Raw genomic sequence first — 7769 nt, 5'->3', positions numbered from 1 at the left:
CCGATCCGCCGTGGAAGACGAAGTCGAATGGTTTGGAGCCGTCGGCCAGGCCAAGCTTGGCGGATGCCACTTTCTGGCCCTGGTCGAGGATGTCGGGCCGGAGCTTGACGTTGCCCGGCTTGTAGACGCCGTGCACGTTGCCGAAGGTGGCGGCCAGCAGGTAGTGACCGTGCTCGCCGTGGCCCAGGGCGTCGATGGTCTTCTCGAAGTCGTCGGGGGTGGTGTAGAGCTTGTCGTTGATCTCGGCCTCGACGCCGTCTTCCTCGCCGCCCACGACGCCGATCTCGACCTCCAGGACGATCTTGGCGGCGGCGGCCAGCTTCAGCAGTTCCTGCGCGATTTCCAGGTTCTCGTCGATCGGCACCGCCGAGCCGTCCCACATGTGCGACTGAAACAGCGGGTGCTGACCGGCCGCGACCCGCTCGGCCGAGATGGCCAGCAGCGGACGCACGTAGGTGTCCAGCTTGTCCTTGGGGCAGTGGTCGGTGTGCAGGGCCACGTTGATCGGGTACTTGGCCGCGATGACATGGGCGAACTCGGCCAGCGCCACAGCGCCGGTGACCATGTCCTTGACGCCCAGGCCGGAAGCGAATTCGGCTCCGCCGGTGGAGAATTGGATGATGCCGTCACTGCCGGCGTCGGCGAAACCCTTGATCGCGGCGTTGACGGATTCCGAGCCGACGCAGTTGATCGCCGGAAAGGCGTACTCGTTGTCCTTGGCGCGTTGCAGCATCTCCGCGTAGACATCTGGCGTTGCGATGGGCATGCGGCTTCCTTCCTGACGTGTTGGGCATCAGTATCGCAATAGCTCGGGCCGGTCCGCAGCCCGCCCGGTAAAGGCCGGCCGTCAGCGCCGGTATCTTGATGACCGTGATCACCACTGTGGTGGCTATGCCCAACATTCTCGACCCCATGTACTGGATCGGCCCCCAGGGGCTGTTCGCATCGGCCGTACTGCCGACGATCCTGGCCATCGTCTTCGTCGAGACCGGTCTGCTGTTCCCGCTGCTGCCCGGTGAGTCGTTGCTGTTCACCGGCGGTCTGCTGGCCGCCCACGGCACACTCGACATCTGGGTGCTGGCCCCGGCCGTGGCGCTGACCGCGATCGCCGGCGACCAGACCGGGTACTTCATCGGCCGCCGGATCGGCCCGGCGCTGTTCAAGAAGGAAGACTCGCGCTTCTTCAAGCAGCACCACGTGACCGAGTCGCACGCGTTCTTCGAAAAGTACGGGCCCGCGGCGATCATCCTGGCCCGGTTCATGCCGTTCGTCCGCACGTTCACACCCGTCGTCGCCGGGGTGTCGTACATGCGCTACCCGGTGTACCTGGCCTTCGACATCGTCGGCGGCGTCCTGTGGGGTGGCGGCGTCACGCTCGCAGGCTACTTCCTGGGAAATGTGCCGGCCATCCACCAGAACCTGGAAAAGATCGTCCTGGCGATCCTGTTCGTGTCGATGATTCCCGCGTTCATCGCGACCGGTCGCGCATACCTGAAACGACGTCGGGCCGCCCGGCTCACGTCATCGCGGTGAATGCTTGCAGCAGTTCGCTGATGCCTTGCAAGGCCTCTGTTGGCGTGGGATCCGGCGTGGGCAGGAAGCCGTAGAGGTATCCGGCTTCGGCGACGTCGGTCAACGACGGGTTTTGCAGCAGCGGAGTGATTGTGTAGGTGTCGGGGTTCGCCAGGTCGGCGAGGAAGTTGCTGACGCCGGTGTGCAGGCCGGCGCCCAGCGCGGTGGCCAGTTCGCCGAGATTGATGTTCGGAAGGAATCCGGCAGTGCTGACAACATCGGCGTTGCCCGACGCCCAGCCCTGGTCGATGCTGCCGTAGCCGAGGTTCACCAGAATTTGGGTGTCAGGTTCAAGCAGGTCATACAGGGGCTGTCCGATGATGGGGATCAACCGCAGGGGATCCAACAACGGCAGGCTATCGGCCGGAATGATGTAGTAGTTGACCATGGTGTCGGCCGCTGAGGTCGGCAGTTGGATGGCGTTGCTGATTTGCTCCGGAGTGAGGCTCAAATACGTCCCGTGCTCGTAGATGAAGCCCAGCGACGCGTTGAGGTCGGAGAGCAGATCGATCGGATACTTCGGGAAATCGGCGACACCGTCGTACTCGGCGGTGTAGACGTCGGTCGGGTACAGATCGTTCGGGGTCGCGACGTTGGCCTGCAGATACGCCGGGTACAGGTTGCTCGTCACGATCTCCGACCCGCCGTTAGGGTTGTCCGGATCGCCGATCAGCACGAAGTGCACGTCGCCGCTCGGCACACCCTGGCCGGCCAGTTCACGCATCACCTCAGACGAGATCGAGGAACTCTGCGAGTAGCCGAAAACGACGAGCGGGTTCTGCGCGCTCAGGTCTCCACTGTTGTAGTCCTGCAGGATCGTGGAGTCGAGAATCTGCTCGCCCCGCGATTCGGACGTGGCACTTGCATTTTCGGGGGTGAACAGCGATTGCAGAGTGCCGGTGAAGCCGCGCGGCTGCAGAAACAGCGTGTCGGCGGCGTCGAGATAGAGCTGACTCGGCTGCGGAATACTGGTGCCGCCCATCAACAACGCCGTGCCGTCCCCCAGCGGCAGATCAGCACTGGTGTCAACCAGTCGCACCGTGTCCGTCCGGATCGGGACTGACGTCGCCGTCGAAGGCACCAAACCGGCTATGGCGGCGGCGAATAAACACCAGATGAAACCGAGAGACCGCAATGTCGGCTCCTTCCACGACCCCGACGAGAGTAATACACGCGTAGAATAAGGCATCGGGGATGCAGCCACACCCGAATGCGGGCGCCCTCGGTCGGCGACGATGTCAGGCCGTGCGAAAACCCATCCCCACGCCGTTCATGCAGTAGCGCAGTCCGGTCGGTGGCGGGCCGTCATTGAAGACGTGGCCGAGATGGCCGCCACAGTTACTGCAGAGCACCTCGGTGCGCGACATTCCCATGCTGTTGTCCGGCCGCTCGATCACCGCGTTGCCCAGCACCTGGTAGAAGCTGGGCCAGCCGGTGCCGCTCTCGAATTTCGTTGCCGACGAGTACAGGGCCTGCCCGCAGCCCGCGCAGGTAAAGGTCCCGGATCGATGCTCGTCGTTGAGCGGGCTGCTGTAGGGCCGCTCGGTGCCCGCGTTGCGCAGCACGTCGTAGGCCGCCGGCGACAGCAGTTGGCGCCACTGCTGTTCGGTGTGGTCGACCGCAAACGTCTTGGCCGGGCCGGCTGGGGCGCCGGTCGCGTTGACCGCGGTCAAAGCGCCCGCACCGGCGAACACACCGAACGCGGCGCCGAGCAGGATGTTGCGTCGGGTAGCCATGACGCCCATCGTACGGCGGTGCGGTCAGACGGCGACGGTGAAATCACACCCGGTTTTGGCGCGAACGTCGGCGACGGTGACACCGGGGTGTAACTCGATCAACGTCAGGCCCTGGTCGGGTCCGACGTCGAAGACGCACAGGTCGGTGATGATCATGTCGACGACGGCCTTGCCGGTGACGGGCAGCGTGCACTGCCGGAGGATTTTCGGGCTGCCGTCTTTGGCGGTGTGGTCCATCACGACGATCACCCGCTTGACGCCCGACACCAAATCCATTGCCCCACCGGGCCCTTTGACCATTTTGCCGGGCACCGTCCAGTTGGCCAGGTCGCCGTTCTCGGCAACCTGTAAGCCGCCCAGGATGGACAGGTCGATGTGGCCGCCGCGAATCATCGCAAACGAGTCCGCGCTGGAAAAGAAGCTCGACCCGGGCAGGCTGGTGACGGTCTGTTTGCCGGCGTTGACCAGATCGGGGTCGACGCCGTCCTCGGCCGGGTAGGCGCCGATGCCCAGCAGCCCGTTCTCGGACTGCAGCGTGACGGTGATGTCGTCGGGAATGAAGTTGGCCACCAACGTCGGAATGCCGATACCCAGGTTGACGTAGTAGCCGTCGCGCAACTCTTTGGCGGCGCGTTGCGCCATGATTTTGCGAATCGGGCTGTCGCTCTTGACCGCGGCGCCGCCGCTGGTGGTGCGGAACTCGATGCGCTTCTCATAGCCGGGGCCTTCGATGATGCGGTCGACGTAGATGCCCGGCGTGTGGATCTGGTCGGGATCCAGTTCTCCGACCTCGACCAGGTCCGCCAGCTCGGCAATGGTCACCGCGGCGCAGGTGGCGATCATCGGGTTGAAGTTGCGGGCGGTCTTGCGGTAGATCAGGTTGCCCGCCTTGTCGCCCTTCCACGCCTTGACGATCGCCACATCGGCCCGAATTCCTTCTTCCAGAACGTATTCCATGCCATTGAAGACCCGGGTGTCTTTACCCTCGGCAAGTGTGGTGCCAAAACCCGTCCGGGTGTAGAAGCCGGGAATGCCTGCGCCGCCGGCACGTAATTTCTCGGCGAGCGTCCCTTGCGGCGTCAGAACGAGGTCGAGTTCCCCGGCCAGCACCTGACGTTCGAACTCCTTGTTCTCCCCCACGTAGGAGGCGATCACCGTGGACACCTGACGTGCCTTGAGTAGCAACCCCATGCCGAAATCATCGACGCCGGCATTGTTTCCGACGATGGTGAGGTCCTTGACGCCACTGTCGACCAGGGTCCGGATCAGATTCTCCGGAATGCCGCACAAGCCGAAACCACCTGCGGCAATGGTGATTCCATCCGTCAACAGGCCGCGCAATGCCGACTCTGCGTCGGCGTGGACTTTACTCATCGCGGGTCCCTTCGGTTACCTCGTGAGCGGCCTCCATCAGCATCCAACCGGACAGTTGCACGGACAGGTCACGCTCGGGAATTTCCGACGCGGCGACGGCGCCCGCCACGAAGTGCGCCTGCACACCCCCTGCCGTCGGCAGGTCGGCGGGACGGTCCCAGAACGGCCCGAACAACGGCAATCCCTCGACGGTCTGACGGTTGTCCCACGCTGACTGCGCCGACGTGAGCACGATGCGGCGGGCGGTGTCGCGGGCCTTGACGTCGTCGGGGGAATCTCCCGGCAGCGTCGTGGCCACCAGCGCCAGATAGCGGGCCGTGATGCCCGAGAACAGTCCGCCGTCGCCACCGCCGGCACCGTGGATCACGCCGCCGGGCGCCATGTGTTGCTCGACCGCGGCCACCAGGCGGTGCACCCGCGGCGCGTGCCGGCCGTCACGGGTGCGGGCAGCCAACTCGGTTTCCAGGCCGAGCACCACGCCCTGGCAATAGGTGTATTCGGCGCGGACCAGCGAGCCCGCTTTGATGCCGTCGAACACCAGGTGGGTCTCGGGGTCGATCAGCGTCGCGTCGATCCAGTCGGCCATCTGCTGGGCTCGGCGCAACCGATCGCCGCAGCGGGCCAAAAAGATTGCGGCCGGGCCGTTGGCCGGGGCGTTGAAGAACTGATCCTGCTTGCGCCACGGGATACCGCCGCCGTCCTCGGGCACCCATGCCCGGACCAGTTGGTCGCTGAGCTTGCGCAGGGCGCGCTCGCGATCGACGTCCGCGATCCGCGACGCCCGCTGCAGCGCCAGCGCCAGCCAGGCCATGTCGTCGTAATAATTGTTGACCCAGGATCCATTGTTGCGCAAGCGATGTGCGCGGATCTGCCGCGCGATCCTGACGCGGCGTTCGGGTTGCGGATCGCGCAGCTGGGCGTCGAGGAGACAGTCCAGCAGATGCGCCTGCCACCAGTAGTGCCAGCCGCCGAACCACCTGTCGCGCCGGGTCGCGGGCCAGCCCACCACGCCGAGTTGGGTGCCGGGCAGCGCCCACAGCTTCTTGTGATGGCGACCTACGACAGCGGCCTCCGCGCTGACCGCCCGGTTGACCCAGACCTGATCCATGTCTGCAGATCCTGCCCTACTCACCCTTCCCAAGCCCGAGAGATATCCCCGTGCCGGCAGATCCAGGCGTGCATCGCGATGCCCGCCGCGACGGCGACGTTGATACTGCGGGTCGATCCGAACTGCGCGATCGAGACGATCAGGGCGGCGCCGTCGCGCGCGGCGTCGCTGATGCCGGGGCCTTCCTGGCCGAACAGCAGTAGGCAGTCCCGCGGCAGCGCCGTCTGCTCCAGCCGGGCCGCACCCGGGACGATGTCGACGGCGACCGTCGTCAGGCCGGCGCTCGCGGCGAAGCTCAGTAGCGCGGCGGTGTCGTCGTGGTGGCGCAGTCGCTGATAGCGATCGGTGACCATGGCGCCGCGGCGATTCCACCGGCGACGGCCGACGATGTGGACGGTGTCGACGGCGAATGCGTTGGCGGCGCGCACCACGCCGCCGATGTTGGCGTCCTGACCGAAGTTCTCGATCGCCACGTGCAGCGGGTGCCTGCGCTTGTCGATGTCGGCGACGATCGCCTCCCGGGTCCAGTATCGGTAGGCGTCGACGACGTTGCGGGAATCGCCGTCGCGCAGCAACTCCGGGTCATAGCGTGGGTCGTCGGGCAGGTCCCCCTGCCACGGCCCGACACCGGCCGCTGGAACGCTCCACTCGGTGGGGCCCGGCTGGCTCATGTGGTGGTCCACACCGCGGCGTGGGTGCCGACGATCGCGACCGTGGCGTAGAGCAATGCCTCGTTGAGGTCGCCCTGGGTGCACAGCGACGCGTTGACGTGCACGGCGTCCAGCGACGCCTCGGGCAGGATCAGCACCGAGGACCCATAGGCTGCGCAGGCGGGGTTCAGGCCCGGCGGCGGCAGCGTGGGCGAGGCGAGCAGCATCATCGGCCCGCCGCGGTGGGCGGAGTCGTCGCGATATTTGGCCGCGATGGTGTCGGCCTGCAGGCCGAGCAGCATGTAACCGCTGCCGTTGAACGCGGCCGGGTCGCCGAGCGAGGACTGGGTCAACGGGGTGCCGTCGGCCCGCCACGCCGCGATGCTGGTGGTTGTGACCACCATGCCGGTGTCGCTTTCCTTGGTCGGCAGGACACCGACTGGGAACGCCGCCGGATAGGCCGCCGCGGTGTCGGCGATACGGTCACGCGGCGAATAGAGGTAGACGCCGCGCACAGCCGCGCGGTCTTTCATCGGGCCCAGGCAGACCGTGCCGGTCAGCCGGTTGCCGCCGGGCGCGGAAAGCGATTGGACGACCAGGTTTTTGACCCCGTCGCAGCTGCCGATGCCGGTAGCCTCCAGCGGATGCGCCAGCGCGCCGTACAACCCGAACCGGATATCGCGCGGGTCGGCATGCGGCTTCGCCGCGTCGGTCGGCGCCGCGTCGACGTCGACGAGCACATCGTCGTCCTGCCAGCGCAGGTTCGAGATCGAGGTGTTCCAGCCCAGCACCGCGAGCGACTCCCCCAGTCGTGCGGCAGCCGCGCCGTAGACCTGCCGGTGCACGACGGCATTCGAGCAGCCGCAGACCAGCGCCAGCGTCGCGATCATCGCCAGGACAGCGCGCACCGCGGCTAACCCACCCCGAGGTCCGCCAGCCCCAGCACGCTGCGGTACGGGAACCCTTCGGCCTCAATGGCTTCGGCCGCCCCGGTGGCCCGGTCGACGACCGTCGCCACGCCGACCACTTCGGCGCCGGCCGCCAGCACCGCCCGCACCGCGGCCAGCGCCGACCCGCCGGTGGTGCTGGTGTCCTCGACCACCAGCACCCGATGTCCGGCTACCTCGGGCCCTTCGATAAGACGTTGCATGCCATGGGCTTTCACCGACTTACGTACGACAAAAGCATCGATCGGGCGACCCGGGGCGTGCATGACGGCGGTGGCGACCGGGTCGGCACCCAGAGTGAGGCCGCCGACCGCGACGTAATCCCAGTCGGCGGTCAGTTCCCGGACCAGTCGACCGATCAACGGAGCCGCCCGGTGGTGCA

9 protein-coding genes are annotated in these 7769 nt (G+C 66.5%); 1 reads left to right on the top strand and 8 read right to left on the bottom strand.

The features are described 5' to 3' along the window. The coding region (gene fbaA, locus AC2VOU_RS10730; protein ID WP_486957360.1) for a class II fructose-bisphosphate aldolase at positions 1-766 on the bottom strand (766 nt) is incomplete at its 3' end. 104 nt (positions 767-870) lie between these two features. On the opposite strand from fbaA, the gene AC2VOU_RS10725 reads away from it, so the two are divergent. After that, the gene (locus AC2VOU_RS10725; RefSeq protein ID WP_486957359.1) at positions 871-1533 is read left to right on the top strand and encodes a DedA family protein; all 663 of its coding nucleotides are present in this window, start codon (positions 871-873) and stop codon (positions 1531-1533) included. Here the strand turns inward: AC2VOU_RS10725 and AC2VOU_RS10720 are convergent. From AC2VOU_RS10720 to AC2VOU_RS10690, 7 genes are all read right to left on the bottom strand, one after another. Then, positions 1517-2611, bottom strand: a complete 1095-nt coding sequence (locus AC2VOU_RS10720; RefSeq protein WP_486957358.1) for a PE-PPE domain-containing protein — start codon at positions 2609-2611, stop codon at positions 1517-1519. The two genes, AC2VOU_RS10725 and AC2VOU_RS10720, sit on opposite strands and share 17 nt — an antisense overlap. Before the next feature lie 199 nt (positions 2612-2810). Next, positions 2811-3308 carry a peptide-methionine (R)-S-oxide reductase MsrB gene (gene msrB, locus AC2VOU_RS10715; protein ID WP_486957357.1) on the bottom strand — a complete coding sequence of 166 codons (498 nt, stop codon included), beginning with the start codon at positions 3306-3308 and terminating at the stop codon, positions 2811-2813. A 24-nt stretch (positions 3309-3332) separates the two neighbouring features. Beyond that, positions 3333-4682 carry a 3-oxoacid CoA-transferase gene (locus tag AC2VOU_RS10710; RefSeq protein WP_486957356.1) on the bottom strand — a complete coding sequence of 450 codons (1350 nt, stop codon included), beginning with the start codon at positions 4680-4682 and terminating at the stop codon, positions 3333-3335. After that, positions 4675-5790, bottom strand: a complete 1116-nt coding sequence (locus AC2VOU_RS10705) for a glycoside hydrolase family 76 protein (protein ID WP_486957355.1) — start codon at positions 5788-5790, stop codon at positions 4675-4677. Before AC2VOU_RS10705 ends, AC2VOU_RS10710 begins: the two co-directional genes overlap by 8 nt. Positions 5791-5810: 20 nt before the next feature. Continuing rightward, positions 5811-6461 carry a TrmH family RNA methyltransferase gene (locus AC2VOU_RS10700; RefSeq protein WP_486957354.1) on the bottom strand — a complete coding sequence of 217 codons (651 nt, stop codon included), beginning with the start codon at positions 6459-6461 and terminating at the stop codon, positions 5811-5813. Further along, entirely contained in the window at positions 6458-7330 is an 873-nt protein-coding gene (locus AC2VOU_RS10695) for a hypothetical protein (RefSeq protein WP_486957361.1), read from the bottom strand. Before AC2VOU_RS10695 ends, AC2VOU_RS10700 begins: the two co-directional genes overlap by 4 nt. A 23-nt stretch (positions 7331-7353) precedes the next feature. Beyond that, the coding region (locus AC2VOU_RS10690) for a phosphoribosyltransferase family protein (RefSeq protein WP_486957353.1) at positions 7354-7769 on the bottom strand (416 nt) is incomplete at its 5' end.

The sequence above is a fragment of the Mycobacterium sp. TH-M25 genome (assembly GCF_057473665.1).
Note: the sequence above shows the minus strand (reverse complement) of the source record. Positions and strands in the feature narration are given on the sequence as shown.

Coding starts and splice junctions, on each gene's coding strand:
- msrB (WP_486957357.1), bottom strand. CDS start 3,308: ATGGCTACCCGACGCAACATCCTGCTCGGCGCCGCGTTCGGTGTGTTC.
- AC2VOU_RS10710 (WP_486957356.1), bottom strand. CDS start 4,682: ATGAGTAAAGTCCACGCCGACGCAGAGTCGGCATTGCGCGGCCTGTTG.
- AC2VOU_RS10705 (WP_486957355.1), bottom strand. CDS start 5,790: ATGGATCAGGTCTGGGTCAACCGGGCGGTCAGCGCGGAGGCCGCTGTC.
- AC2VOU_RS10700 (WP_486957354.1), bottom strand. CDS start 6,461: ATGAGCCAGCCGGGCCCCACCGAGTGGAGCGTTCCAGCGGCCGGTGTC.
- AC2VOU_RS10695 (WP_486957361.1), bottom strand. CDS start 7,330: ATGATCGCGACGCTGGCGCTGGTCTGCGGCTGCTCGAATGCCGTCGTG.